Here is a 24,250-nt window from a genome sequence, read left to right as displayed (position 1 = left end):
TGAAGCCGCCCGAAAGGCGGGCGCGCCTCGGCGCGCGCCTTGACAGGGAGCACCCACGGTTCACTCCCTCCTTCGGAAAAAGACGGTTGCTACAGCCACTCCCCCAGAATCCTGAGGAACGGCCGTCCCTCCTGGATCAGCGCCACCGTCTCGTGCATCAAATCCTCCGCCGTCACCGCGCCCGCGTGCCGGGTCTCCGAGACCAGCAGGATCTTCTGGTCCTGCACGACGAATCGGGCGCGCTCCAGCGTCGGCATGGCGCGCAGTGTGGCCAGCAGCCTGCGGCGGCGCTCCGGCGCCTGGGCGGTGTAGGGGATGTGGCCGACCTCCGCCCAGATCTGGCAGACGGCGCCATCGCCGTCCGGGCTGACCGCGGCGTGGAAGGGCAGGCCGTCGGCGAAGAAGTTCAGCTTCACCGGCTGCGGCGGGCGGATCGACGGCACGCCGTCGGCCGTCATGGTCACGGCGTTGAGGCCGAGCGGCAGCGCGCCCTCGGCGACCTGGGCCAGGGCGCGCAGGGTGTCGAGGCGGGCGGCGGCGGGAACAGTCATGGGGCGGGACGCATTCCTACGGCGGCGGAGACCGAAGCTTCGCGGCATGCCGCTAAAATTCTGTAAAGGGCGGGGTGCTGCGACTATCATGCGCCGCTTCACGTCAAAGGACATGTGACCGGCGATGACCGCCATCGACACCGTACTCGTTCCCATCCACCGCGCCGGCTGGCCGTTCATCGCGATCTTCGCGGTGGTCTCGGCCGTCCTCGGCCTCGCCGTCGCGGCGCCGCTGGGCTGGATCGGCCTCGTGCTGACCGCCTGGTGCGTCTACTTCTTCCGCGACCCCGAGCGCGTGACGCCGTCCCGCCCGGGCCTGCTGGTCAGCCCGGCCGACGGCCGCGTTACCATGATCGTGCCGGCCGTCCCGCCGCCCGAGCTGGGCATGGGGCCGGAGCCGCGCACCCGCATCTCGATCTTCCTCAACGTCTTCAACGTGCACGTCAACCGCGTGCCGGCCGACGGTGAGGTGGTGGCGGCCGAGTACCACCCCGGCGCCTTCCTCAACGCGGCGCTCGACAAGGCCAGCTCCGAGAACGAGCGCATGGCGATTCGCCATCGCCTGCCGGACGGGCGGGAGATCGCCTACGTGCAGATCGCCGGCTTGGTGGCGCGCCGCATCATCTGCCACCTGAAGCCCAAGCAGACGGTGAAGGCGGGCGAGCGCTTCGGCCTGATCCGCTTCGGCAGTCGCACCGACATCTACCTGCCGGACGGCGTGGCGCCGCTGGTCTGCGTCGGGCAGCTGGCGATCGGCGGCGAGACGGTGCTGGCCGACCTGGAGTCGAGCGAGCCGCAGCGGGCGGGGGAGATCCGCCGATGAAACGGCCGCCCGTCTTCAAGCCGGGCGCCTTCAAGCCCGGGGTGTTCCGCAAGCGGCACCCGCGCCGGGTGCACCCGCGGCTCAAGGGGCTGTCGATCAACCACCTGCTGCCCAACGTGCTGACCGTGCTGGCGCTGTGCGCCGGCCTGACGGCGATCCGCTTCGCCATCGACGGGCAGTGGCGCCCGGCGGTGGTGTCGGTGGTGACCGCCGCCATCCTCGACGCGCTGGACGGCCGCATCGCCCGCCTGCTGAACGGCCAGAGCAAGTTCGGCGCCGAGCTGGACAGCCTGTCCGACGTGGTCAGCTTCGGCGTCGCGCCGGCCATCATGATGTACCTGTGGGCGCTGGGCTCGGCCGGCAGCTTCGGCTGGATCGCGGCGCTGGCCTACGCGGTGTGCATGGCGCTGCGGCTGGCCCGCTTCAACTCGCGCCTCGGCGCGCCGGACCTGCCGCCGTGGGCCTTCAACTACTTCACCGGCGTCCCCGCGCCGGCCGGGGCGGGGCTGGTGCTGCTGCCCATGGTCGCCGGCTTCGAGGTGGACCCGTCGCTGGTCAGCCATCCGTTGCTGGTGGTGCCGTGGACGCTGGCGATGGCGCTGCTGCTGGTGTCGACGCTGCCGACCTTCTCCGGCAAGGGCATGCGGGTGCCGACCAACTACGTGGTGCCGGCGCTGGTCGGCGTCGGCCTGCTCGCCGCCTTCCTGGTGGCGCAGCCCTGGTGGACGCTGATCCTGCTCGGCGTCGTCTACGTGGCGCTGATCCCGGTGTCGCTGCGCCAGTTCCGCAAGCTGCAGCGCGCCGCCGCCGACATCCAGGCGCCGGCCGAGGGCGAAGCCCCCGTGGCCGAGGCGGTGGCGGAGGAGGAGAAGAAGGGCGGGGTGGTCTGATCCGCAGGCTCCGGAATGTCCGTATCGGGGACAACAGCCACACGGATTTCGCGGATTGAGGCACGGATTACACGGATTTTCTTTGTCTTGCAGCGTACTGCGCTTACCCGGCAAGCCGTTGCCGAGGCACGAATAAAGGATCCGTGTAATCCGTGCCGAAATCCGTGCAATCCGTGTGAACCTGTTGCCCCCACCTCGGATCTTCAGCCGACCGCCCGCTCCGCCGTCAGCACGTGGCCGACCAGCGGGATCGCCCGCAGGCAGTTGGCCACGTGGTCGGACTCGGCGCGCACCATGCCGACCACCTCGACGCTGATGTCGAGCAGGCCGGCCTCCGGCAGCAGCTCGCTGCGCAGGGCGGTGGGCACCAGGCCGCGCTTGGCGAACAGCTCCAGCACGCGCGGCAGCGAGCCGGGGTCGGCGTCGGCGCGCACGGCGAAGGTCACGCAGCGCCCCGGATCGGTGGCGCGGGTCTCGGCGGGGGCGGGCAGGACGGAAAGGGTCTGAACGGCCGACATGGTACGGGCTTTCCCTGGACGGTCTTCGATTCGGTGCGGCGGATGGTTCCCGGCCCTCAGAGGAGGACCGGGCCGCTAATTCGAAGAGTCCGGGACAGCGGCAGGGCGTTCATGCCCGTGACCCTAGCCGCGATTATCCGTCCGGTCAACCGACGCGGAACGGGCTGGCGCGCGGCCCTGCTCTGCGCTACTCGGTAAGGGGCACGCACGAGGCCGCCATCATGACCGCCGAGATCCTGATCCGCCCCGCCGAACCCGACGACGCCCCCGCGGTGGCACCGCTGATGGTCGAGGCCGGCGGCGGCATCTACCAGTTCCTGCTCGACGGCGTGGTGCCGGGCATCCCGGTGGCCGACATGCTGATGCCGGGGCTGGCGGCGCGCGAGGGCTCGTTCTCGCACCGGCACTGCGCGGTGGCGCTGGACGGCGGCGCCGTGGTCGGCACCGCGCACGCCTATCCGGCCGACTGGATGCGCAGCGTCGACCGCAGCTACCTGCCGCCCGAGCGGCTGGCGCACATCGCCACCTTCGACGCGGCGCAGGACTGGGGCAGCTACTTCCTGTCCGCCCTGGCGGTGGCGTCGCCGTGGCGGCGGCGGGGCATCGCCGGCCGGCTGCTCGACTGGGTCGAGGGGCGCGCGCGCAGCGGCGGCTTCGACCGCATCACGCTGCACGTCTGGGCCGACAACGCTCCGGCCCGCAGCCTCTACGCCCGGCACGGCTACATCGAGGTGGAGGTGGCGGCGATCCCCTGGCACGAGCGCCTGCCGCACGAGGGTGGCAGCGTCCTGCTGCGCAAGCGGCTGTAGGGCGGTCCGGGCCGGGCAACAAGGCTATGACCTGTCCGTTCGTGGGGGTTGGGTCTTCCCATTGTCGTAATGACGGGTGACCGTGTTCTGCTACCTTCACGCAACCCACGGAAGTCAAGGCGTTTGCCCCCGATCATGCCCCACCGACGGTCCGCACGCGACCTCTGGATCCTGCTGCTGTTCTCCTTCACGGTGCCGCTGCTGCTGCTCGCCGTGGTGGCGTGGCGGGACTACAACAAGGGCTTCGCCGAGGCGGAGCGGCACGTCGACCGCTCCAACTCCGTGGTCTACGAGCACACGTTGCGTCTGTTCGAGACCTACGCCTTCGTGCTGGACGAGATCGACCAGTACATCGCCGGCCGCCCGTGGCCGGAGATCGCCGCCACGCCGGAGGTGCACCGCTACCTGGAGCGGGTCGAGCACGCCTTCCCGCAGGTCGGCAGCCTGTGGCTCGCCGATGCCTCCGGACGGATCGCCGGCAGCAGCCGCTTCTTCCCGGTGCCGGTCTCCGACGTCTCCGACCGCGACTACCACCTCACGCTCAAGAGCGGTGAGACGCGCTTCATCAGCGCCACCTATCCCGGCCGCACCACCGGCAAGCTGGCGTTCAACGTGGCGCGCAGCCGCTCGGCGCCGGAGGGGGCCTACGACGGCAGCATCCTCGCCTCGGTCTACGTCGCCGAGTTCACCGAGTTCTTCGCGCAGGTGGTGCCCACCGCCGGCGACGCGGTGTCGCTGGTGCGCGCCGACGGCACCATGCTGGCGCGTTTCCCGGGGCCGCCGGCGGCCATCAGGCTCTTGCCCGACAGCGGCTTCATGCGCGCCGTCGCCGCCGCTCCGAGCGGCGGCATGTTCCGGACGTCGTCGCAGGGCGACGGGGTGGAGCGGCTGTACGCCTACCGCAAGGTCGGCGACTTTCCGGTGTACGTGCTGTACGGCCGGTCGACCAGCTGGATCCTGGCGGAGTGGCGCGCGCAGGTGCTGTTCTACGCGCTGTTCGCGGTGCCCTCGGCGCTGCTGCTGGCGCTGGTGTCGTGGCTGGTGGTGCGCAAGGCGCGCGCCGAGCGCGCCGCGCTCGCCCGCGTCGCCGCCGAGGTGGAGCGCCGCCAGCACGCCGAGGCCATCCTGCAGAAGATCCAGCGCCTGGAGATGCTGGGCCAGATCGCCGGCGGCATCGCGCACGACTTCAACAACCTGCTGATGGTGATCACCAGCAACCTCTACCTCGCGCAGTCGCGCGGCGGCGAGCCCGGCCCGGCGGCGCCCTTCATCGACACCGCCATGCAGGCCGCCTACCGCGGCGGCCAGCTGACGCAGCAGCTCCTCACCTTCTCGCGCCAGCACACGGTCAAGCCGGAGGTGTTCGACGTCAACGTCGCGCTGGGGCCGATGGTGGACGGCATGCTGAAGCGCTCGCTGCGCGGCGACATCGCCATCGACACCGACCTGGTGTCCGGCCTGTGGCCGGTGAAGGTGGACCGCGCGCAGATGGAGCTGGCGGTGCTCAACCTTGCGGTCAACGCCCGCGACGCCATGCCGGAGGGCGGCCGGCTGACCGTGCGCACCCGCAACGTGACGCTCGACGGCCGGGGGCCGGGGGGCTTGAGCGGCGACTTCGTGGCGCTCACCCTGGCCGACACCGGCTGCGGCATCCCGCGGGACATCCAGGACCGCGTCTTCGACCCGTTCTTCACCACCAAGGAGGTCGGCAAGGGCACCGGCCTGGGCCTCAGCCAGGTCTACGGCTTCGCCACCCAGGCCGGCGGCACGGTGGGGCTGGACAGCCGGCCGGGGGAGGGGACCGCCATCACCCTCTACCTGCCGCGCAGCGGCGAGGGAGCGGCCCAGGCCGCCGCCGCACCGGCGCAGCACCCGCAGCCGGCCGGCGGCGCCATCCTGCTGGTCGAGGACAGCCCGGAGATCGGCCGCACCGCCACCACGCTGCTGGAGGGCTTCGGCTACAGCGTGATGTACGCCGAGAACGCCGACCGCGCGCTGGAGGCGCTGGGCGACGACACGCGTTTCGACCTGGTGTTCTCCGACATCGTGATGCCCGGCAGCATGAACGGCCTCGACCTCGCGCGGCGGGTGCGCGAGCGCTTCCCGTCGATGCCGGTGCTGCTGACCACCGGCTATTCCAACGCCGCCAGCACCGCCGAGAAGGAGGGCTTCCGCCTGTTGCAGAAGCCCTACCGTCCGGAAGTCCTGGCGGAGGCGGTGCGCGATCTGCTGAACGAGGGCGCCGGCGCGTAAAAGGTCCCGCGAAGGCCACACCGCCCGCCCGCGCCGCCGCCCTAGGCTGGCGGCATGCACGCCTATCGCTCCCTCACCACGCAACGCCTTCTCGACGTGGACGCGCGTCTGGCCTCCATGGTTCGCACCCGCGCGGTCGTGGAGCGGCGGCTCGTCGGCGAGGTGCGCGCCCTGCGCCTCGTGCTCGTCCTGTGGGCGCTGACGCTGGCCGGGGTCGCCGGCTGGGTCGCCGGCTGAGGCCTATTCGGCGGCGGTGACGCCGTCCGGCAGGTGCCGGCGCAGATACGCCGCCAGCTGCTGCAGTTCCGCCCCGCGCGGGCTGCCCTTGCGCCACGCCAGGCCGATGCGCCGGGTCGGCCGCGGCTCGGCGAAGGGGCGGGTCTCGACGCCCTCCGGCGCCCGCGCGCGGGCCAGCTCCGGCAGCAGCGTGACGCCGATGCGGCCGGCCACCATCTCGCACAGCGTGGCCAGCGAGGTGCCGGAAAAGCCGTCGCGGTCCGGCCCGCCGGTCCGGCGGCACACCGCCAGCGCCTGGTCGCGGAAGCAGTGCCCCTCCTCCAGCAGAAGCAGCCGTTCGCCGCCCAGGTCGCGCTCGGTCAGCACCGGGCGCGCCGCCAGGGGGTGGCCGGCGGGCAGGGCGACGGCGAAGGGCTCGTCGAACACCGCGGCGTGCTCCAGCCCCGGCTCGTCCACCGGCAGCGCCAGCAGCACCGCGTCCAGCGCCCCGGCCTTCAGCGAGTCGAGCAGCCGCCCGGTCAGGTCCTCGCGCAGGAACAGCTTCAGGTCCGGGTGGTCGCGGCGGAGATCGGGCAGCACCCGCGGCAGGTAGTAGGGTGCCAGCGTCGGGATCGCCCCCAGCCGCAACTCGCCGCCCAACGGCGCCGCGGCGCTGCGTGCGGCCGCCGCGAGGTCGCTCATCTCGCCCAGGATCCGGCGTGCCCGCGCCACCGCGTCGCGCCCGGCCGGGGTGAGCAGCACGCGGCGCTGCGTGCGCTCGACCAGCTGCACGCCGAGCACGTCCTCCAGCTGCTGGATCTGCGCCGACAGGCTGGGCTGGCTGACGTGGCAGCGCTCGGCGGCACGGCCGAAGTGCAGCGTGTCGGCGACGGATACCAGGTAGCGCAGCTGGCGCAGCGTCACGGCTTCGATCATCGCTGCTTCCTATCACACCGGTCGGAAAAGACAATTGGACCGGTCCCGTCCCGGCCGGCATCGTTGGCGCACGGCAATCGCCGCGTCAGGCCGTCCGCTCCCCGCACGACGGCCTGCGGAAGGACGGACGGGCGCAGAATCCCCCCACCCCCGCGCCCGTCCGCACCCCCCGGCCTTGAGCGTTATCGCTCAAGTGTGATATCCATCGCTCATGAAGATGGTCACGCCCGAACAGATCCGCGCCGCCCGCGCGCTGCTCCGCCTCGAGCAGCGGGAGTTGGCGGCGCGTGCGCACGTCTCCGTCGCCACGCTGCGCCGGCTGGAGTCCGAGCATGGGATGTCGGCGGTCACCCCCTCGACCTTCGCCCAGGTTCGCGCGGCGCTGGAGGAGGCGGGCGTGGAGTTCATCTACGGCGGCGTCCGGCACCTGAAGAAGCGGAGCCCGGAGGAGGTGGCGGAGCGGCTGCGCTCCATCCGGGAAGCGGTCGACGAATTCAACAGGAAGTATCCGGTGGTCAATCCCGATTTCTCGGAAGACGACCTGTATGATGAGAACGGGCTGCCGGCGTGATTGTCATTGATACCTCAGCCCTGATCGCCATTCTGAGGGCAGAACCCGAAAAGGCGCACTTCGAACAGGTCATAGCCAATGCGAATGGCCGGCTCGTCTGTGCCGTGAGCGTGTTCGAAGCGGCTATGGTGACCATCGGGCGCAGTGCGACTGATACTGGCGACGGCCTTGATGCCGTTCTCGAGGCCATGGGCGTCGAGATCGCCCCCTTCGACGCCGATCTCGCCGCCATCGCCCGCGACGCCTTCATCCGCTTCGGCAAGGGCAGCCACCCCGCCGGCCTGAACATGGGCGACTGCGCCTCCTACGCGCTGGCCAAATCGTTGGACCTGCCGCTGCTGTTCAAGGGCGACGACTTCTCCCGCACCGACGTCACGCCGGCCCTCGCCTGAGGCCCTCGGGAACCCGCACCCATCGGGTTTGTTGCTCCTTCGCCGGACAAGCGGAGATTGGCATGACCGAGTGGCTGGTCGATGTGATGCACTCGATGGGGTACGTGGGGATCTTCCTGCTCCTGGTGCTGGCCCGCGTCGTGCCGCCGGTTCCGGCCGAGACGGTGATCCCGCTGGCCGGCCTGGGCGCCGCCACCGGCGAGTACAACCTGTTCGCCGTGGCGCTGGCCGGCGGGCTGGGCTCGGTGGCCGGGCAGCTGGTCTGGTACCTGCCCAGCCGGCTGATGCCGGCCGACAGGTTCGAGCGCTTCCTCAAGCGCTACGGCCACTGGCTGACCGTGCGGCCGAAGCAGGTGAAGCGCGCCACCGCGTGGTTCGCCAAGCGCGGCGACCTCGCCGTGCTGTTCTGCCAGCCCATCCCGGGCCTGCGCACGCTGATCTCCATCCCCGCCGGCGCCTGCAACATGCCGGTGTGGCGCTACGGCCTGGCCTCGGGCGTCGGGTCGGTCGCGTGGACCTTCGTGCTGGCGTGGAGCGGCTACATGCTGTCCACCTGGCCGCGCATCACCGACCTGGTGGGGTGGTTCACCATCGGCCTGGTGGTCCTGCTGGTCGGGATCTACGTGGTCCGGCTGGCGATGCACTTCCATGCGCTGCGCGGCGGCCGCCTGGGCGAGGAGATCTTCACCACCCAGCCGACCCAATGCCGGTGAACGCCGTCCCCAGCGCCCACAGGCCGAAGCACGCCAGTCCCACCCCGGTGCAGTGGTTGAGCACCGTCAGCCCGTGATCGGTGATGCGGTGGCGCACCGCCGCCACGCCGGACGACAGCGCCAGCCACCAGCTGCTCGCCCCCAGGAACACGCCCAGAACCATGGTGGCGGCGTCGAACTTGCCGAGGTTGGCGCCCAGCCCGAATCCGGCGAACACCGCGATGAAGGCCAGGATGGTCGCCGGGTTGGTCAGCGTCAGCGACAGCCCGGTGATGAAGCCGGCGATGGCGGTGCGGCTGTCCGGCACCTTGGAGACCTCCTGCTCCTCCGCCGACGGCTGCTGGCGGAAGGTGCGCACGGCCACGGCCAGCATGAAGACGCCGCCGACGATGCGGAACCAGAACTGGTGCCCCTCCAGGAAGGCCAGCGCCGCCGACACGCCGAACGCAGCGATGCCGCCGTAGATGGTGTCGGCCACCGCCGCCCCCATGCCGGTGGAGAAGCCCATGAAGACGCCGTGCTGGATGGTGCGGCGGATGCACAGCAGGCCGATGGGGCCGACGGGCGCTGCGATGGCGATGCCCAGCACGTATCCCTGCACCAGCACCACCAGCAGTTCCTGGACCACCAACGTCCTCCCCGAGGCTACAGGGTCCGCGCGGGCGGAACCGTGCCCGCGTGATATCCGCCCGATGGGGGCGAGTCAACCAACCGCGGTCACGCGCCCCCTGTCCCGGCGCCTCGGCCGCCGCTATTCTCTTCCTCAAACCGAGGAGGAACGGTTGTCATGACGCGGTTCACGCTGACGCTGGCGGCGCTGCTCGCCTGGATCCCCGCCGCCGCCGCGCAGGAGTTCGCGCCGGCCGTCGTCTACGACATGGGGGGCAAGTTCGACAAATCCTTCAACGAGGCGGCCTATGTCGGCGCCGAAAAGTTCAGGAAGGACACCGGCGTCGCCTACCGCGACTTCGAGGTGACCAACGAGGCGCAGCGCGAGCAGGCCCTGCGCACCATGGCGCGGCGCGGCGCGACCGTCGTGGTCGGCCTCGGCTTCGCCCAGGCGGCCCCCATGGAAAAGGTCGCGCGCGAGTTCCCCAACACCAAGTTCTGCCTGATCGACGAGAAGCTCGACGCCCCCAACGTGCAGTCCGTCACCTTCAAGGAGGAGGAGGGCTCGTTCCTCGTCGGCCTGCTGGCGGCGATGGCCTCGAAGACCGGCAAGGTCGGCTTCGTCGGCGGCATGGACGTGCCGCTGATCCGCAACTTCCTCACCGGCTACGAGCAGGGGGTGAGGCACGCCAACGCCAAGGCGGAGGTGTTCGTCAACATGACCGGCACCACGCCCGCCGCCTGGAACGACCCGACGCGCGGCGCCGAGCTGGCCAGGAGCCAGTTCGGCCGCGGCGCCGACGTGGTCTACGCCGCCGCTGGCGCCACCGGCCTGGGCGTGCTGCAGGCTGCCGCCGACGCCGGCAAGCTGGGCGTCGGCGTGGACTCCAACCAGAACCACCTGCATCCGGGCAAGGTGCTGACCTCCATGGTCAAGCGCGTGGACGGCGCGGTCTACGCCTGCTTCAAGGACGCCCGCGAGGGCACCTGGAAGCCGGGGCACCGCGTGCTCGGCCTCAAGGAGGACGGCGTGGCCTGGGCGCTCGACGACCACAACCGGGCGCTGATCACGCCGGAGATGCAGAAGGCGGTGGACGAGGCGCGGGCGCAGATCGTCGCCGGTTCGCTGGCCGTGAAGCCGTACAAGCCGTGATGCCGTTCGCCCCCTCCCTGACCCTCCCCCTCTTCGAGGTGGAGGGAACTCCGCCGTTGCGTCGGCAGCCCCCTCTCCCGCAAAGCTCTCGCGCAAGCTTCGCTTGCGCTGACGCGACAGGCGGATCTTCCGGATCCGCCGAGAGCGGGGGAGGGATGGGGAGGGGGCATCGCGCGTGACCGCCCCCGCCCTCGAAGTCCTCTCCATCGACAAATGGTTCGGCGCCAACCACGCCAACCGCGCGGTGTCGTTCGCGGTGGCGAAGGGGACGATCCACGGCATCGTCGGCGAGAACGGCGCCGGCAAGTCCACCATCATGAACATCGTCTACGGCACGCTGGCGCCCGACGCCGGCACGGTGCGCCTGGACGGCCGCGACGCCCGGCTGTCCAGCCCGCACGACGCCATCGCGCTGGGCGTCGGCATGGTGCACCAGCACTTCATGCTGGTGGAGCCCTTCACCGCGCTGGAGAACGTGCTGCTGGGCTTCGAGGGCGGCGCCACGCTCGCCCCCGGTCTTCGCCGCGCCCGCGCCGGGCTGGAGCGGCTGGCCCGCGAGTACGGCCTGGAGGTCGACCTCGACCGCCCGGTCGGCGAACTGCCGGTGGGGGCGCAGCAGCGCGTCGAGATCCTCAAGGCGCTGCACCGCGGCGCCGACCTGCTGATCCTCGACGAGCCGACCGGCGTGCTGACCCCGCAGGAGACCGCGCACCTCTTCCGCATCCTGCGGGCGCTGGCGGCGCAGGGCAAGACGGTGGTGATCATCACCCACAAGCTGCGCGAGATCATGGAGCTGACCGACGCGGTCACCGTGATGCGCCGCGGTGCGGTGGTCGCCACGCTCCCGACCTCCGAAACCGACGCCGCCGGCCTCGCCGAACGGATGGTCGGCCGCCCGGTGCTGCTGCGCGTCGACAAGCCTCCCGCCACCCCCGGCGCGCCGGTGCTGGAGGTCTCCGGCCTGCGCGTCGGCGGCGCGGTCAAGGGCGTGGACCTCGCCGTCCGCGCCGGCGAGATCGTCGGCATCGCCGGCGTCTCCGGCAACGGCCAGTCGGAGCTGCTGGAGGCGCTGGCCGGCACCCGCCCGTTCGAGGGCCGCGTGCGCCTGTCCGGCCGCGGCCTCGGCCACGTGCCGGAGGACCGCCAGAAGGTCGGCCTCGTCACCGGCTTCGCCGCCTACGAGAACGCCGTGCTCGGCCAGCAGTCCGACCCGGCGCTCACCCGCCGCGGCCTGTTCGACTGGCGCGAGGCCCGCGCCCGCTGTGTGCGCGCCATGGCCGCCTACGACATCCGCCCCGCCGACCCGGAGCTGCGCACCGCGGGCTTCTCCGGCGGCAACCAGCAGAAGCTGGTGCTGGCCCGCGAGATCGAGGGCGACCCCGACCTGCTGCTGGTCGGCCAGCCGACCCGCGGCGTCGACATCGGCGCCATCGAATTCATCCACCGCCGCCTCGTGGCGCTGCGCGACGCCGGCACGGCGATCCTGCTGGTCTCGGCCGAGCTGGACGAGATCCGCGCACTGTCCGACCGCGTCCTGGTGATGTGCGCCGGCCGCATCGTCGGCGAGGTGCCGCCCGACACCGACGAGCGCACGCTGGGCCTGATGATGGCGGGGGTTGACCCGAGCGGAGAACCCCACCCCTCCGATCGGTCGGCTTGACGTTTGCGTCACCCGCGACAGCTCCCTTACGGGCAACCGGGAGGCACGCATGCGGGCACTGCGGGAACGGCGGGTGGACCTGACCATCCAGACCAGCGGCTTGGCGGCCAGCATCGTGGCCGGGGCCATCCTGATCACCTGGACGGTCCAGGCCGGCAGCGCCGGGGCCGCGGTGGCCGTGGGGGTGTACGGGGCGTCGCTGGTGGCGATGTTCGCCTGCTCGACGCTGTACGCCGCGGCGACGGCGCCGCGCCGCAAGGCGGTGCTGCGCGTCTTCGACCATTCCGCCATCTTTCTGCTGATCGCCGGCACCTACACGCCGTTCTGCGCGCTGGTGGTCGGCGGCTGGCGCGGCTTCGGCCTGCTCGCGGCGATCTGGCTGGTCGCGGCGGCGGGCATCCTGCTGAAGATCCTGTTCCGCCACCGGCCGGAGGCGGTGACGGTGGCGCTCTACGTGGCGCTGGGCTGGGCTGGGGTGGTGCAGCTCGACGCCGTCATCGAGCGGCTGTCGCCGGGCGCGCTGACGCTGCTGATGGCCGGCGGGGTGATCTACACCGCCGGCGTGCCGGTGCACCTGCGCGACTCGATCCCCTACAACCAGGCTATCTGGCACGGCTGCGTCTTCGCCGCCGCCGCCTGCCACTACGCCGCGGTGGTGCTGGTGCTCTCCGCCGCCTGAGGAGTCCGCCGGCCGCGGCTCGCCGCTTGCCTTGTGCACCGCGGCGGGGCACCTTCCGGAGCGGGGACTTGGCCGTGGGGATGGCATGGTGGGCGAAGCGCGGGGGAGCGGCGGACGGCCGCCCGGCACGGTGCCGGGCTGGGTCGGCCATGCCCTGCTGCCGGGGCTGAACCTCGCCGCCGCGCTGCTGCTCTCCGGCCTCGTGGTCGCCGGCATCGGCGAGAGCCCGCTGGCGGCGCTGAAGGTGCTGGCCTACGGCGCCCTGGGCTATCCCGAGGCGGTCGGCTTCACCCTGTACTACGCCACCAACTTCATCTTCACCGGGCTGGCGGTGGCGGTCGCCTTCCACGCCGGGCTGTTCAACATTGGCGGCGAGGGGCAGGCGACGCTGGGCGGCCTCGGCGCCGGGCTGGTCGGGCTGGCGCTGACCGGCTGGCCGTGGCCGGTGGCGGCGCTGCTGGGCGTCGCCGCGTCGGCGGGGTTCGGCGCCGCCTGGGCGTTCCTGCCCGGCTGGCTGCAGGCGAAGCGCGGCAGCCACATCGTCATCACCACCATCATGTTCAACGTCATCGCCGCCTCGCTGATGACCTGGCTGATGGTCGATGTCCTCATCAAGCCCGGCCAGCAGAGCCCCGAATCGCGCGACTTCGCGCCCGAGACGTGGCTGCCCGCCATGGACGCGATGCTGGCCCCGCTCGGGCTGGCGCTGCCGTCCTCGCCGCTCAACCTGTCCTTCCCCTGGGCGCTGGTCTGCTGCGGGATCGTGTACGTCCTGGTCTGGCACACAAGCTGGGGCTTCGAGCTGCGCGTCGTCGGCCAGAACGAGCGCGCCGCGGTCTACGCCGGCATCCGGCCCGCCCGCATCGTCGTCACGGCGATGCTGCTGTCCGGCGCGCTGGCCGGCTTCGTCGGCCTCAACGAGATCCTCGGCGTGCAGCACCGCCTGCTGCTGAACTTCACCGGCGGCGTCGGCTTCGTCGGCATCGCGGTGGCGCTGATGGGGCGCAACCACCCGGTGGGCATCGTGTTGGCGGCGCTGCTGTTCGGCGCGCTGTACCAGGGCGGCACCGAGCTGTCCTTCGAGTTCCAGACCATCACGCGCGAGCTGGTGGTGGTCATCCAGGGCCTCGTCATCCTGTTCGCCGGCGCGCTGGAGCACCTGTTCCGCCGCCGCGCCGAGGCGCTGTTCCGCAGCCGGGCGGGCGCGGCATGAGCGAGGCCCTGACCCTGCTGCTGCTGCTGATCGATTCCACGGTCCGGCTGGCGACGCCGCTGGTGCTGGCGGCCTTCGCCGGTCTGTACTGCGAGCGCGCCGGGGTGGTGGACGTCGGCCTGGAGGGCAAGATGCTGGCCGGCGCCTTCGCCGCCGCCGCCGCCGCCTACGCCACCGGCAGCCCGTGGCTCGGCCTGCTCGCCGCCGTCGGCGCCGGGATCGCGCTGGCGCTGCTGCACGGCTTCGCCTGCGTGACGCACGCCGGCAACCAGGTGGTGTCCGGCATGGCGATCAACATCCTGGTCGCCGGCCTGGCGCCCACGCTGGCCTACGCGTGGTTCCGCCAGGGCGGGCAGACGCCGCTGCTCCCCGCCTCGGCCCGGCTGCCGGGCGTCCACCTGCCGGTGCCGCTGCTCGACGACCTCAACGTGCTGATCTGGCTGACCGCGGCCGTGGTGGCGTTCACCGCCTGGATGCTCCACCGCACCCGCTTCGGCCTGCGCCTGCGCGCGGTGGGGGAGAATCCGGCCGCGGTGGACAGCGCCGGCCTGTCGGTGGCCCGCCTGCGCTATCAGGCGCTGCTGGTCACCGGGGCGCTGACCGGCATGGCCGGGGCCTACCTGTCGATCGCGCACGGCGCCGGCTTCGTGCGCGACATGTCGGCGGGAAAGGGGTACCTCGCCTTGGCCGCGCTGGTGTTCGGCAAGTGGCGGCCCTGGCCGACGCTGGGCGCCTGCCTGCTGTTCGCCTTCACCGACGCCGTGCAGGTGCGCCTGCAGGGCGTCGCGCTGCCGCTGATCGGCACGATTCCGGTGCAGTTCATCCAGGCGCTGCCGTATGTCCTGACCGTGCTGCTGCTCGCCGGCTTCGTCGGCCGCGCGGTGGCGCCGAAGGCGAGCGGCGTTCCCTATCTGAAGGAGCGGTGATGACTCCACTGAACCGAGGGACCACCCTGTCCGTTCTTCCTCCACTGTCCCCCCTGAAGGACGCCCGCGCATGACCGCCGCCAAGGCCGCCGCCGAGATCCTGGCCCGCGCCCCCGGCGTGCGCCCGCGCGTCGGCATCGTGCTCGGCTCCGGCCTCGGCGGCGTCGCCGACCGGGTCGCGGGCGCCACCGCCGTCCCCTACGCCGAGCTGCCCGGCTTCCCCGTCCCGGCGGTGGAGGGCCACGCCGGCCGCCTCGTGCTCGGCACGCTGGCCGGCTGCCCGGTCGCCGTCATGCAGGGCCGCGTGCACGCCTACGAGGGCAGCGGCTTCGCCGCGCTGAAGACCGCCGTCCGCGCGCTCAAGCTCGCCGGCTGCGAGGCGCTGGTGCTGACCTGCGCCGCCGGCTCGCTGCGGCGCGACGTCGGCCCCGGCCGGCTGATGCTGATATCCGACCACATCAACCTGCTGGGGTCCAACCCGCTGGCCGGCCCGAACGACGACGCCTTCGGCCCGCGCTTTCCCAGCCTGACCGACGCCTGGGACCCCGCTCTCCGGGCCCGCCTCAAGGCCCGCGCCGCCGATCTCGGCATCCCGCTCGCCGAGGGAGTCTACGCCGCCTGCCTCGGCCCCAGCTTCGAGACGCCGGCCGAGGTGCGGATGTTGTCGGTCCTGGGGGCGGACGCCGTGGGCATGTCCACGGTTCCGGAGTGCATCGTGGCGCGGCATTGCGGGCTGCGGGTCGCCGGGGTGGCGGTGATCACCAACCTCGGCGTGGGCTTGAGCGACGAGCCGGTGGACCACGACCACACATTGCGCAACGCCGCATCCGCTGCGGCCGACCTGGAGCGGCTGTTGACGGCTTTTCTTGCCGATTTTTCGTCTAGGGGATGGACCGCAGGGGACGAGGCCCAGCCATGAAACTGCTTGCCGAATTGCAGCTTGCCGTCGACTCCGCCAAGGAGGCGAAGCCGACTCCCGCCCTGGCGCGCCGCGCCGTGGCGCTCCTCGACCTCACCAGCCTGAACGACGACGACACCGAGAAGTCGGTCGCCGCGCTGTGCAAGCGCGCGGTGACGCCGGCCGGCCCGGTGGCCGCGGTGTGCGTCTGGCCGCGCTTCGTGAAGACCGCGCGCAAGGCGCTGAAGGGCACGCCGGTGAAGGTCGCCACCGTGGTCAACTTCCCGGCGGGCGAGGACGACGGCGCCACCGTCGCCGCCGACACCCGCGCCGCGCTGAAGGCCGGGGCGGACGAGATCGACGTGGTGCTGCCCTACCGCTCCTTCATCGAGGGCGCGCGCACGATGCCGAACAAGATCCTGCACGCCTGCCGCGAGGCCTGCGGCGACGGCGTCACCATGAAGGTGATCCTGGAGTCCGGCGCCTTCCCCGACCCCGACCTGCTGGCCTGGGCCGGCCGCGACGCCATCGCCGCGGGGGCGGACTTCCTCAAGACCTCCACCGGCAAGACCAACCCGGCGGCGACGCTGGAAGCGGCGGCGCTGATGCTGCACACCATCGGGCAGACGGGGCGCCCGGTGGGCTTCAAGGCGGCCGGCGGCATCCGCGACGCCGCGACCGCGGCCACCTACCTGCACCTCGCCGACGCGCTGATGGGCAAGGGCTGGGCGAAGCCCGGCTGCTTCCGCTTCGGCGCGTCGGGCCTGCTCGACTCGCTGCTGGCCGAGTTGGGCGAGGCGCCCGCGGTGGCTCCTGCCGAAGGGTACTGAGCGCCGATGCTGCCGCAGGAGATCATCCGCCGCAAACGCGACGGCTATCCGCTGGACGACACCGAGATCTTCGCCTTCGTGCGGGGGCTCACCGACGGCACGGTCAGCGAGGGGCAGGCCGCCGCCTTCGCCATGGCGGTGTATTTCCGCGGCATGGGCCTGGGTGAGCGGGTGGCGCTGACCCGCGCCATGACGCGCTCCGGCCGGGTGCTCGACTGGAAGCCGCTGGACCTGCCCGGCCCGGTGCTCGACAAGCACTCCACCGGCGGCGTCGGCGACAAGGTCAGCCTGATCCTGGCGCCGGCGGTGGCGGCCTGCGGCGGCTTCGTGCCGATGGTGTCCGGGCGCGGCCTGGGGCACACCGGCGGCACGCTGGACAAGTGCGAGAGCATCCCCGGCTACACCGCCAAGCCCGACGTGGCGACGCTGCAGCGCGTGGTGCGCGAGGTCGGCTGCGCCGTGGTCGGCGCCACCGACGACGTGGCGCCCGCCGACCGCCGGCTCTACGCGGTGCGCGACGTGACGGCGACGGTCGAGTCGCTCGACCTCATCACCGCCTCGATCCTGTCGAAGAAGCTGGCCGCCGGGCTGGACGGGCTGGTGATGGACGTGAAGTGGGGCTCCGGCGCCTTCATGACGACGCTGGACGACGCCGAGGCCCTGGCCGAGAGCATCGTCACCGTGGCGACCGGCGCCGAGCTGGTGGCGCGCGCGCTGCTGACCGACATGAACGAGGTGCTCGGCCGCACCGCCGGCAACGCGCTGGAGGTGCGCGAGGCGCTGGCTTTCCTGCGCGGCGATCCGGTGGATCCGCGCCTGTACGGGGTCACCGCCGAACTGACCGCCGAACTCCTGAAGGTCGGCGACCTCGTGCCCGACGTGGCGGAGGGCCGCCGCCGCTTCGACGCGGCCATCCGCAGCGGCGGCGCCGCCGAGCGCTTCGCCCGCATGGTCCGCGCGCTGGGCGGTCCCGCCGACCTGCTGGAGGCGCCGGACCGGCACCTCGCCACGGCCCCGGTGGTGCGCGCCGTGCCGCCGCCTCGCCGCGGCGTGGTGGCCGCCATCGACACGCGCGCGCTGGGCGTCGCGGTCGTCGCGCTGGGCGGCGGCCGCACCCGCGTGACCGACCCGGTGGACCCGGCGGTCGGCCTGGACGGCGTCGCCGGCCTCGGCGACGCGGTGGACGCCGACCGCCCGCTCGCCGTCGTGCACGCCCGCACCGGCTCCGACGCCGACCGCGCCGCCGCCGCGGTCCAGGCCGCCTTCACCGTCGCCGACACCGCCCCGGAGCGCGGCCCGCTGGTGGCCATGAGGGTCTGACCGGTGTGGAAGGGCCTCAAAGCCCTCTCCCCTCTGGGGAGAGGGTTGGGTGAGGGGGCGCGCGGGGGACCGGAAGCGGACGCCACGCAGGACCCCCTCACCCGGCCCTCCGGGTCACCCTCTCCCCGGAGGGGAGAGGGAAACAACCTCCGCGGCATCGCGCTCATCGTCGTCGCCTTCGCGCTGTTCTCGCTGGTCGATGTGCTGATGAAGCACCTCACGGCCACCTATCCGCTGCCGCAGGCGCTGTTCTTCAACGCCTGCGTCTCGCTGATCCCGATCACCGGCTACGCGCTGGTCCGCGGCGGCCCGCGCATGCTGGCGACCGCGCGGCCGGGCATCCAGATCCTGCGCGGTCTCGTCGGCGCCACCGCCGGGGCCGGGGCGTTCTTCGCCTTCCAGCGCATGCCGATGGCCGACGTCTACGCCATCCTGTTCGCCGCCCCCCTGGTCATCACCGCGCTGGCCCGCCCGCTGCTCGGCGAACCGGTGTGCGCCCGGCGCTGGGCGGCGGTGCTGGCGGGGTTCGCCGGCGTGCTGTTCATGCTGCGCCCGACCGAGGCGGTGGTCGGCGTCGGCGCGCTGGGCGCGCTGCTCAGCGCCGTGTGCTTCGCGCTGTCGGCGGTGATCGTCCGCCGCTACGGCACCAGCGAGACGGCGCCGTCCTGGCCGTTCTACGGCAACCTGCTGGTCAGCGCGCTGCTGGCCCCGGTGCAGCCCTTCGTCTGGGTGACGCCGGCCTTGCCCGACCTGCCGCTGCTGCTGTCGGTGGGGCTGGTCGCCGGCACCGCGCTGCTCTGCCTGATCGCCGCCTTCCGCATGGCGCCGGGGCCGGTGGTGGCGCCATTCCAGTACACGCAGATGCTCTGGGGCGTGCTGTACGGCGCGCTGATCTTCGGCGACGTGCCCGACCCGTCGCTGGCGCTGGGCGCCTGCATCGTCATCGCCAGCGGCCTGTACGTTCTGCGGCGCGAGGCGCGGCCGGCGTGCTAGAGTCGGCCGTCCCTGCGGAGCGCGTCATGACCGGCCTCAAGCTCAACCTCGGCTGCGGCGACACCCGGCTCGCCGGCTACGTTAATGTCGACAAGTACGACACCTTCGCTCCCGACATGGTCGCCGACCTGGAGGCCGTGCCCTGGCCCTGGCCCGACGACAGCGTCGGGGAGATCCAACTCATCCACGTGCTGGAGCATCTGGGCCAGTCCACCGGGACGTTCCTCGGCATCATGACGGAGATGCACCGCGTGTGCCGCCATGGCGCCCGCATCCACATCCGCGTGCCGCACCCGCGCAGCGACGGGTTCCTGGGCGACCCGACGCACGTGCGCCCGATCACGCCGGACGTGCTGTCGCTGTTCTCGCTGGAGGCCAACCGGCTGTTCATGGCGCGGCGCTGGCCGAACACGCGTCTGGCCATGCACCTGGGCGTGGACTTCCGCACGGTGGCGGTGACCTACAAGCTGACCCCGCGCTGGCAGCAGAAGCTGGCGTCGGGCGCGATCACCCACGACGAGCTGGCCGAGGCGGCGGAGACCCACAACAACGTCATCGACGAGATCGCCATCGAGCTGGAGGCGCTCAAGGACGCGGCTTGACAAGCCGGCCCGGCGCCGTACTCTCGCCCGCGAACGGCTGGGGTGCCTGCTCCGTGCGGGGCGGGCTGAGACACTACCCATCGAACCTGATCTGGGTCATGCCAGCGAAGGGAGCCGACCGTCGAGGACCGCGGCCCGCGCGCCGCCCTTCGAGCGGCGATCCCCTCCGGCACGGAGGAGAGGCCATGCGTCGATTTGCGTTTCCCATCCTGTTGAGCCTGCTCGCGGCCGGTGCCGCGCACGCGCAGTCGGTCAACGTGCCCGTCCTGGTGCCGCTGACCGGCTTCCTGTCGCTGGAGGGCACCAGCCAGCGCAACGGCGCGCTGCTGGCCCTCAAGCAGGCGCCGGCCGGGCTGAGCGTCACCGCCGACGTGGTGGACACCGGCACCTCGCCGGAGGCCGCGGTGACCGCGCTGGAGCGCGCCGCCGGCAAGCCGGTGACCGCGGTGGTCGCCTCGATGCTCGGCACGCAGATGCTGGCGATGCTGCCGCTGGCGAAGGACTACGGGCTGCCGCTGGTCACCGTGTCCGGCACCGCGTCGATCACCGAGCAGGGCAACCCCTGGGTCTTCCGCTTCTTCCCCGGCGACGCCGTGACCAAGGCGGCGCACGCCCGCTACGTGGTGGAGGAGCTGGGCAAGCGGCGCCCCGCGGTGATCTACCAGACCACCGCCTACGGCCAGGGCGGCAAGGCGCAGCTGATGGAGCAGTTCCGGGCGCTCGGCGCCACGCCGGTGTTCGAGGAGGGCGTGGACACCTCGGCCAAGGACCTGCTGCCGGTGATCACCAAGGCGCTGGCGGCGAAGCCCGACGTGCTGGTGCTGCACCTGCACTCCGCCCCCACCGCGCTGTTCATCCGCCAGGCGGCGGCGCACGGGGTGGACATTCCCATCGTCGCCGGCTCCGCCATGCACCAGCCGAGCACCGCGGCGCTGCTGGAGCCCGCCGAGCTGAAGGGCGTGTGCGCCGAGACCGCGGCCTCCCCGGTGTCCGGCGGCTCGCCGGAGGTGGAGGCGTTCACCGCCGCCTACCGCAGCGCCTTCAACGCCGAGCCCGACGCCTTCGCGCTCGCCCAGTACGACGGCGTGCGGATGGTGCTGGACGCCGCCGCCAAGGGCGCGCGCACGGCCGGGCAGGTGCGGGACGCGCTGGCCAGGGGCACGCACAAGGGCCTCGCCATGACCTACGCCTCGGACGGCAAGGGCAACATGGCGCACTCGGCGGTGATCGTCTGCTACGACGGCAAGACGCGGGTGCCGGTGCTGGTCAAGCGCTACGACAACCTGACGGGCGTGGTGAAGTGAGGCTGGCGTGTTGCCCCCTCCCTAACCCTCCCCCGCCCTTGGCGGTGGAGGGAACTCCGCCGCTCGGCTCCCTCCACCGCGCAAGCGGGGGAGGGACGGGGAGGGGGCCTGCGGCATGATCCTCCTCCAGCTCACCCTCAACGGCCTCGCGCTCGGCGCCGCCTACGCGCTGGTGGCGCTGGGCTTCGTGCTGGTGCTGAACGCCGCCGGGGCGGTGAACTTTGCGCACGGCGACCTCGTCATGGCCGGCGGCATGCTGGCCGTGGCGCTGGCCCAGCTGATCCCCGCCCCGGGCCTCGCCCTGCTGCCGCTGGTGCTGGTCCTGATGGCCGCCCTCGGCCTGGCCGTCTCGTGGCTCGCCTACCTGCCGCTGCGCGGGCGGCCGCACGTGTCGGTGTTCATCAGCACCATCGCCGTCGGCATCATCCTGCAGAACGGCGCCAACGCCCTGTTCGGCGGCGAGCCGCGCGCCGCCCCGCCGCTGCTGTGGGGCGGCACGGTGGCGCTCGGCCCGCTGGTGGTGTCGGTGCAGTCGCTGGCGATCCTCGCCGTCGCGGCGCTGCTGATCGGCGCGCAGCAGTGGGTGTTCGCCCGCACCCAGCTCGGCCGCCGCCTGCGCGCCACCGCGCAGGACCCGGAGATGGCGCGCGCCTGCGGCATTCCGGTGACCGCGATGATCCTCGCCACCTTCGCGCTGGGCACGGCGTACGCCGGGGCGGCGGGGCTGCTGCTCGCCAACCAGTTCTTCGTGACGCCGACGGCCGGCGGCGACCTGATCCTCAAGGCCTACATCGCGGTGACCATCGGCGGCTGGGGCTCGGTGCCCGGCGCGGTGGTGGGCGCGCTGCTGATCGCGCTGTTCGAGGTCGGCGTCTCGGCGGTGCTGTCCTACCCGGTGGCGCTGGGCGCGCTGTACGCCACGCTGCTGGTCATCCTGGTCGCCCGCCCGCAGGGCCTGTTCGGCGAGGCGGCGCGGCGCCGTGCGTAGCGTCCTCGCCCTCGGCGCCGCCGCCCTGGTTGCGTACGCGCTGCTGTACGCCTCGCCGTACGGCCTGCGCGTGCTGACCGTGGCCGGGGTGTACGCGCTGGCGGCCATCGGCTTCCAGCTGGTGTTCGGGCTGGCCGGCGCGCTCTCATTGGCGCACGGGGCGTTCTTCGGCGTGGGGGCGTACGCCACGGGCATCCTCGGCAGCCAGCTGGGCTGGAGCTTCCCGGCCACCTTCCCGGTCTCCCTGGTCCTGCCGGTGCTGCTGGCGCTGCTGGTCGGGCTGCCGGTGCTGCGGCTGGAATCGCATTACTTCGCCCTGGCGACGCTGGGCATCGCCCAGGTGGTCCTGCTGCTGGCGGTCAACGCGCCGGACCTCACCGGCGGCGCCAACGGGCTGGCCGGCGTGCCGGGCATCGCCGCCTTCGGCATGACCGTGTCGCGCGGCCTGCCGCTGGCCGCCATGGTGTGGGGCGTCGTCGCGCTGGGCGGGCTGCTGGCGTGGCGCCTGGCGCGCGGGCGCTGGGGCCGGGCGCTGACCCTGCTGCGCGACGACCCGCTGGCGGCGGCGACCCTCGGCCTCGACGTCGGCCGGTTGCGGCTGCAGGCCTTCGCGCTCAGCGCGCTCTACGCCGGGGCGGCGGGGGCGCTGGCGGTGCACACGCAGCGCGTGGTGTCGCCGGAGGTGCTGGAGTTCCCGGTCATGGTGTCGATCCTCACCATCGCGGTGGTCGGCGGCCGGGGCCGGGTGGCCGGCGCGGTGCTGGGCGCGCTGCTGCTGATCCACCTGCCGGAGTGGTTCCGCTTCCTGGAGCGCAGCTACCTGATCCTCTACGGCGGCGCGCTGCTGGCCGCCATCGTGCTGGCGCCGCACGGCCTGACCGGCCTGCTGGAGCGCCTGCTGCCGCCGACGCCCCGCCCGCCGCCCGCCCCGCTGCCGCTGCCGGCGCCCGCCGCCGCGCCCGGCCCGGTTCTGCGCGTCGAGGGCCTTACCAAGGCGTTCGGCGGCGTGCGTGCGGTGGACGGCGTCTCCTTCACGCTGGACGCCGCCCGCATCACCGGCCTGATCGGCCCGAACGGCTCCGGCAAGACGACGGTCATCAACCTGCTGAGCGGCCTGGAGCGGCCCGACGCCGGCCGCATCGACCTGCACGGCCGCGCCCTGTCCGGTGCGCGCGCCGACCGCATCGCCCGCGCCGGCATCGCCCGCACCTTCCAGTCCGCCGGCCTGCCGGAGGACTCCACCGTCCTCGCTGCCGTCGCCGCCGCCCGCCTGGAGCGCGACGCCACCATCGTCCTGGCCGAGGCGCACGCGCTGTCGGCGCTGACCCGCCTCGGCGTGGCCGACCGCGCCCTCGATCGCTGCGGCGCCCTGCCGGCCGGCCTGCGCCGCCGGGTCGAGCTGGCCCGCGCGCTGGCCCGCCAGCCGCGCGTCCTGCTGCTCGACGAGCCCGCCGCCGGCCTCACCGACGCCGAGAAGGCGGAGCTGTCCGCCCACCTGCGCGCCGTCGCGGCGGACGGCGTCGCGGTGCTGGTGGTCGAGCACGACATGGGCTTCCTGCTGCCGCTCGCCGACCGCGTGCTCGCCCTCGACCAGGGCCGGGTGCTCTACGACGGCGCCCCCGCCGGCGTGCCGCACGACCCCGCGGTGGTCGAGGCCTACCTGGGAGCGCCGGCATGACCGCCCTGCTGCGCCTCGACTCCGTCACCGCCGGCTACGGCGGCGCCACCGCGCTGGACGGCGTGTCGCTGGCGCTCGCGCCCGGCGAGGCGGTGGCCCTGCTCGGCGCCAACGGGGCGGGCAAGACGACGCTGCTGAAGGCGATCCTCGGTCTGGTGCCCGCCACCGGCCGCGTCGCGTTCGCCGGCGCCGACCTCGCCGGCCTGCCCACCGAGCGCCGCGTCCGCCTCGGCCTCGGCTACGTGCCGGAGGGGCGGCGGGTCTTCGCGGGCATGAGCGTGCGCGACAACCTGGAGGTCGCCAGCTTCGCCCCCGCCGCCCGCCGCCGCGACCTCCTGGAGCGCGTCTTCGCCCTGTTCCCGCAGCTGCGCGTCAAGGCCGCCGACACCGCGTGGCGGCTGTCCGGCGGGCAGCAGCAGATGCTCGCCATCGGCCGGGCGCTGATGGGGGAGCCGCGCCTGCTGCTGCTCGACGAGCCGTCGCTCGGCCTGTCGCCGAAGCTGGCGGCCGAGGTGTTCGCCGCCGTCCGGGCGATCGCCGACGCCGGCACCGCCGTGCTGGTGGCCGAGCAGAGCACGGCCCGCGCGCTGGCCGCCGCCCACCGGGTCGCGCTGCTGCGCCTCGGCACCCTCCTGCACGATGGCCCGGCCGATGCGCTGCCGACGGACGCGCTGAGGGCCGCGTTTCTCGGGGATCCCCTTGCCGACGCCCAAGCGGGTGGCTAG

26 protein-coding genes and 1 riboswitch are annotated in these 24,250 nt (G+C 72.9%); of the genes, 22 read left to right on the top strand and 4 right to left on the bottom strand.

What is annotated here, in order from left to right:
* Positions 1-89: 89 nt before the first annotated feature.
* Positions 90-551, bottom strand: coding sequence for a hypothetical protein (locus ACRWK7_RS29940; RefSeq protein ID WP_431860651.1), 462 nt, complete (start codon positions 549-551; stop codon positions 90-92).
* A gap of 124 nt (positions 552-675) precedes the next feature.
* On the opposite strand from ACRWK7_RS29940, the gene ACRWK7_RS29935 reads away from it, so the two are divergent.
* Both ACRWK7_RS29935 and ACRWK7_RS29930 read left to right on the top strand, forming a co-directional pair.
* Positions 676-1,374: a phosphatidylserine decarboxylase gene (locus ACRWK7_RS29935; RefSeq protein ID WP_431860649.1), complete on the top strand. Its 699-nt coding sequence runs from the start codon at positions 676-678 to the stop codon at positions 1,372-1,374.
* Positions 1,371-2,264: a CDP-alcohol phosphatidyltransferase family protein gene (locus ACRWK7_RS29930; protein WP_431860647.1), complete on the top strand. Its 894-nt coding sequence runs from the start codon at positions 1,371-1,373 to the stop codon at positions 2,262-2,264. Before ACRWK7_RS29935 ends, ACRWK7_RS29930 begins: the two co-directional genes overlap by 4 nt.
* A gap of 203 nt (positions 2,265-2,467) precedes the next feature.
* Here the strand turns inward: ACRWK7_RS29930 and ACRWK7_RS29925 are convergent, their stop codons facing one another.
* Entirely contained in the window at positions 2,468-2,782 is a 315-nt protein-coding gene (locus ACRWK7_RS29925; RefSeq protein WP_431860645.1) for a hypothetical protein, read from the bottom strand.
* A gap of 221 nt (positions 2,783-3,003) precedes the next feature.
* Between ACRWK7_RS29925 and ACRWK7_RS29920 the strand changes: the two genes are divergently transcribed.
* The 3 genes from ACRWK7_RS29920 to ACRWK7_RS29910 all read left to right on the top strand — a co-directional run bounded on the left by ACRWK7_RS29920 (position 3,004) and on the right by ACRWK7_RS29910 (position 6,081).
* Entirely contained in the window at positions 3,004-3,591 is a 588-nt protein-coding gene (locus tag ACRWK7_RS29920) for an N-acetyltransferase family protein (protein WP_431860644.1), read from the top strand.
* Between the two features lie 135 nt (positions 3,592-3,726).
* Entirely contained in the window at positions 3,727-5,844 is a 2,118-nt protein-coding gene (locus ACRWK7_RS29915) for an ATP-binding protein (protein ID WP_431860642.1), read from the top strand.
* 54 nt (positions 5,845-5,898) lie between these two features.
* Complete coding sequence (locus tag ACRWK7_RS29910) at positions 5,899-6,081, top strand: hypothetical protein (protein WP_431860639.1); 183 nt, start codon at positions 5,899-5,901, stop codon at positions 6,079-6,081.
* Positions 6,082-6,084: 3 nt separating this feature from the next.
* Here ACRWK7_RS29910 and ACRWK7_RS29905 read toward each other — a convergent pair whose 3' ends face one another.
* Positions 6,085-6,996, bottom strand: coding sequence for a LysR substrate-binding domain-containing protein (locus ACRWK7_RS29905; protein ID WP_431860637.1), 912 nt, complete (start codon positions 6,994-6,996; stop codon positions 6,085-6,087).
* A 211-nt stretch (positions 6,997-7,207) separates the two neighbouring features.
* On the opposite strand from ACRWK7_RS29905, the gene ACRWK7_RS29900 reads away from it, so the two are divergent.
* From ACRWK7_RS29900 to ACRWK7_RS29890, 3 genes are all read left to right on the top strand, one after another.
* A complete protein-coding gene (locus ACRWK7_RS29900) occupies positions 7,208-7,567 on the top strand; it encodes a helix-turn-helix domain-containing protein (RefSeq protein ID WP_431860635.1) in 360 nt (119 codons plus the stop codon).
* Positions 7,564-7,959: a type II toxin-antitoxin system VapC family toxin gene (locus ACRWK7_RS29895; protein ID WP_431860633.1), complete on the top strand. Its 396-nt coding sequence runs from the start codon at positions 7,564-7,566 to the stop codon at positions 7,957-7,959. Before ACRWK7_RS29900 ends, ACRWK7_RS29895 begins: the two co-directional genes overlap by 4 nt.
* Positions 7,960-8,021: 62 nt before the next feature.
* A complete protein-coding gene (locus ACRWK7_RS29890; RefSeq protein WP_431860632.1) occupies positions 8,022-8,672 on the top strand; it encodes a DedA family protein in 651 nt (216 codons plus the stop codon).
* Here the strand turns inward: ACRWK7_RS29890 and ACRWK7_RS29885 are convergent.
* The gene (locus ACRWK7_RS29885) at positions 8,644-9,300 is read right to left on the bottom strand and encodes a LysE family translocator (protein ID WP_431860630.1); all 657 of its coding nucleotides are present in this window, start codon (positions 9,298-9,300) and stop codon (positions 8,644-8,646) included. The two genes, ACRWK7_RS29890 and ACRWK7_RS29885, sit on opposite strands and share 29 nt — an antisense overlap.
* Positions 9,301-9,459: 159 nt before the next feature.
* On the opposite strand from ACRWK7_RS29885, the gene ACRWK7_RS29880 reads away from it, so the two are divergent.
* The 14 genes from ACRWK7_RS29880 to ACRWK7_RS29815 all read left to right on the top strand — a co-directional run bounded on the left by ACRWK7_RS29880 (position 9,460) and on the right by ACRWK7_RS29815 (position 24,250).
* Positions 9,460-10,434, top strand: coding sequence for a BMP family lipoprotein (locus ACRWK7_RS29880; RefSeq protein ID WP_431860628.1), 975 nt, complete (start codon positions 9,460-9,462; stop codon positions 10,432-10,434).
* A gap of 175 nt (positions 10,435-10,609) precedes the next feature.
* A complete protein-coding gene (locus tag ACRWK7_RS29875) occupies positions 10,610-12,094 on the top strand; it encodes an ABC transporter ATP-binding protein (protein WP_431860626.1) in 1,485 nt (494 codons plus the stop codon).
* Between the two features lie 49 nt (positions 12,095-12,143).
* Positions 12,144-12,773 (top strand): PAQR family membrane homeostasis protein TrhA, encoded by a 630-nt coding sequence (trhA, locus tag ACRWK7_RS29870; RefSeq protein ID WP_431860624.1) that lies wholly within the window; start codon positions 12,144-12,146, stop codon positions 12,771-12,773.
* Positions 12,774-12,858: 85 nt separating this feature from the next.
* Positions 12,859-13,986, top strand: a complete 1,128-nt coding sequence (locus ACRWK7_RS29865; protein WP_431860622.1) for an ABC transporter permease — start codon at positions 12,859-12,861, stop codon at positions 13,984-13,986.
* Positions 13,983-14,912 (top strand): ABC transporter permease, encoded by a 930-nt coding sequence (locus ACRWK7_RS29860; RefSeq protein WP_431860620.1) that lies wholly within the window; start codon positions 13,983-13,985, stop codon positions 14,910-14,912. Before ACRWK7_RS29865 ends, ACRWK7_RS29860 begins: the two co-directional genes overlap by 4 nt.
* A gap of 70 nt (positions 14,913-14,982) precedes the next feature.
* The gene (locus ACRWK7_RS29855; RefSeq protein ID WP_431860618.1) at positions 14,983-15,831 is read left to right on the top strand and encodes a purine-nucleoside phosphorylase; all 849 of its coding nucleotides are present in this window, start codon (positions 14,983-14,985) and stop codon (positions 15,829-15,831) included.
* Entirely contained in the window at positions 15,828-16,640 is an 813-nt protein-coding gene (gene deoC, locus ACRWK7_RS29850) for a deoxyribose-phosphate aldolase (RefSeq protein ID WP_431860616.1), read from the top strand. The genes ACRWK7_RS29855 and deoC overlap by 4 nt, the downstream gene beginning before the upstream one ends.
* Before the next feature lie 6 nt (positions 16,641-16,646).
* Positions 16,647-17,960, top strand: a complete 1,314-nt coding sequence (gene deoA, locus ACRWK7_RS29845) for a thymidine phosphorylase (RefSeq protein WP_431860614.1) — start codon at positions 16,647-16,649, stop codon at positions 17,958-17,960.
* A 3-nt stretch (positions 17,961-17,963) separates the two neighbouring features.
* Positions 17,964-18,953, top strand: coding sequence for a DMT family transporter (locus ACRWK7_RS29840; RefSeq protein ID WP_431860612.1), 990 nt, complete (start codon positions 17,964-17,966; stop codon positions 18,951-18,953).
* A gap of 26 nt (positions 18,954-18,979) precedes the next feature.
* Positions 18,980-19,555, top strand: coding sequence for a class I SAM-dependent methyltransferase (locus ACRWK7_RS29835; RefSeq protein WP_431860611.1), 576 nt, complete (start codon positions 18,980-18,982; stop codon positions 19,553-19,555).
* Positions 19,556-19,583: 28 nt separating this feature from the next.
* Positions 19,584-19,685: riboswitch (TPP riboswitch) on the top strand.
* A gap of 55 nt (positions 19,686-19,740) precedes the next feature.
* Positions 19,741-20,859 (top strand): ABC transporter substrate-binding protein, encoded by a 1,119-nt coding sequence (locus tag ACRWK7_RS29830; RefSeq protein WP_431860609.1) that lies wholly within the window; start codon positions 19,741-19,743, stop codon positions 20,857-20,859.
* 115 nt (positions 20,860-20,974) lie between these two features.
* Complete coding sequence (locus tag ACRWK7_RS29825) at positions 20,975-21,847, top strand: branched-chain amino acid ABC transporter permease (protein ID WP_431860607.1); 873 nt, start codon at positions 20,975-20,977, stop codon at positions 21,845-21,847.
* Positions 21,840-23,525 carry a branched-chain amino acid ABC transporter ATP-binding protein/permease gene (locus ACRWK7_RS29820; protein ID WP_431860605.1) on the top strand — a complete coding sequence of 562 codons (1,686 nt, stop codon included), beginning with the start codon at positions 21,840-21,842 and terminating at the stop codon, positions 23,523-23,525. Before ACRWK7_RS29825 ends, ACRWK7_RS29820 begins: the two co-directional genes overlap by 8 nt.
* Positions 23,522-24,250 (top strand): ABC transporter ATP-binding protein, encoded by a 729-nt coding sequence (locus ACRWK7_RS29815; RefSeq protein WP_431860604.1) that lies wholly within the window; start codon positions 23,522-23,524, stop codon positions 24,248-24,250. Before ACRWK7_RS29820 ends, ACRWK7_RS29815 begins: the two co-directional genes overlap by 4 nt.

The sequence above is a fragment of the Azospirillum sp. genome, from assembly GCF_050789165.1.
Note: the sequence above shows the minus strand (reverse complement) of the source record. Positions and strands in the feature narration are given on the sequence as shown.

What these genes read in the sequence shown, in the direction of transcription:
- ACRWK7_RS29915 (WP_431860642.1), top strand. Translation starts at nt 3,727, where the DNA reads ATGCCCCACCGACGGTCCGCACGCGACCTCTGGATCCTGCTGCTGTTC.
- ACRWK7_RS29825 (WP_431860607.1), top strand. Translation starts at nt 20,975, where the DNA reads ATGATCCTCCTCCAGCTCACCCTCAACGGCCTCGCGCTCGGCGCCGCC.
- ACRWK7_RS29865 (WP_431860622.1), top strand. Translation starts at nt 12,859, where the DNA reads ATGGTGGGCGAAGCGCGGGGGAGCGGCGGACGGCCGCCCGGCACGGTG.
- ACRWK7_RS29860 (WP_431860620.1), top strand. Translation starts at nt 13,983, where the DNA reads ATGAGCGAGGCCCTGACCCTGCTGCTGCTGCTGATCGATTCCACGGTC.
- ACRWK7_RS29920 (WP_431860644.1), top strand. Translation starts at nt 3,004, where the DNA reads ATGACCGCCGAGATCCTGATCCGCCCCGCCGAACCCGACGACGCCCCC.
- deoA (WP_431860614.1), top strand. Translation starts at nt 16,647, where the DNA reads ATGCTGCCGCAGGAGATCATCCGCCGCAAACGCGACGGCTATCCGCTG.
- ACRWK7_RS29910 (WP_431860639.1), top strand. Translation starts at nt 5,899, where the DNA reads ATGCACGCCTATCGCTCCCTCACCACGCAACGCCTTCTCGACGTGGAC.
- deoC (WP_431860616.1), top strand. Translation starts at nt 15,828, where the DNA reads ATGAAACTGCTTGCCGAATTGCAGCTTGCCGTCGACTCCGCCAAGGAG.
- ACRWK7_RS29935 (WP_431860649.1), top strand. Translation starts at nt 676, where the DNA reads ATGACCGCCATCGACACCGTACTCGTTCCCATCCACCGCGCCGGCTGG.
- ACRWK7_RS29930 (WP_431860647.1), top strand. Translation starts at nt 1,371, where the DNA reads ATGAAACGGCCGCCCGTCTTCAAGCCGGGCGCCTTCAAGCCCGGGGTG.
- ACRWK7_RS29835 (WP_431860611.1), top strand. Translation starts at nt 18,980, where the DNA reads ATGACCGGCCTCAAGCTCAACCTCGGCTGCGGCGACACCCGGCTCGCC.
- ACRWK7_RS29925 (WP_431860645.1), bottom strand. Translation starts at nt 2,782, where the DNA reads ATGTCGGCCGTTCAGACCCTTTCCGTCCTGCCCGCCCCCGCCGAGACC.
- ACRWK7_RS29905 (WP_431860637.1), bottom strand. Translation starts at nt 6,996, where the DNA reads ATGATCGAAGCCGTGACGCTGCGCCAGCTGCGCTACCTGGTATCCGTC.
- trhA (WP_431860624.1), top strand. Translation starts at nt 12,144, where the DNA reads ATGCGGGCACTGCGGGAACGGCGGGTGGACCTGACCATCCAGACCAGC.
- ACRWK7_RS29880 (WP_431860628.1), top strand. Translation starts at nt 9,460, where the DNA reads ATGACGCGGTTCACGCTGACGCTGGCGGCGCTGCTCGCCTGGATCCCC.
- ACRWK7_RS29940 (WP_431860651.1), bottom strand. Translation starts at nt 551, where the DNA reads ATGACTGTTCCCGCCGCCGCCCGCCTCGACACCCTGCGCGCCCTGGCC.
- ACRWK7_RS29855 (WP_431860618.1), top strand. Translation starts at nt 14,983, where the DNA reads ATGACCGCCGCCAAGGCCGCCGCCGAGATCCTGGCCCGCGCCCCCGGC.
- ACRWK7_RS29900 (WP_431860635.1), top strand. Translation starts at nt 7,208, where the DNA reads ATGAAGATGGTCACGCCCGAACAGATCCGCGCCGCCCGCGCGCTGCTC.
- ACRWK7_RS29830 (WP_431860609.1), top strand. Translation starts at nt 19,741, where the DNA reads ATGCGTCGATTTGCGTTTCCCATCCTGTTGAGCCTGCTCGCGGCCGGT.
- ACRWK7_RS29890 (WP_431860632.1), top strand. Translation starts at nt 8,022, where the DNA reads ATGACCGAGTGGCTGGTCGATGTGATGCACTCGATGGGGTACGTGGGG.
- ACRWK7_RS29815 (WP_431860604.1), top strand. Translation starts at nt 23,522, where the DNA reads ATGACCGCCCTGCTGCGCCTCGACTCCGTCACCGCCGGCTACGGCGGC.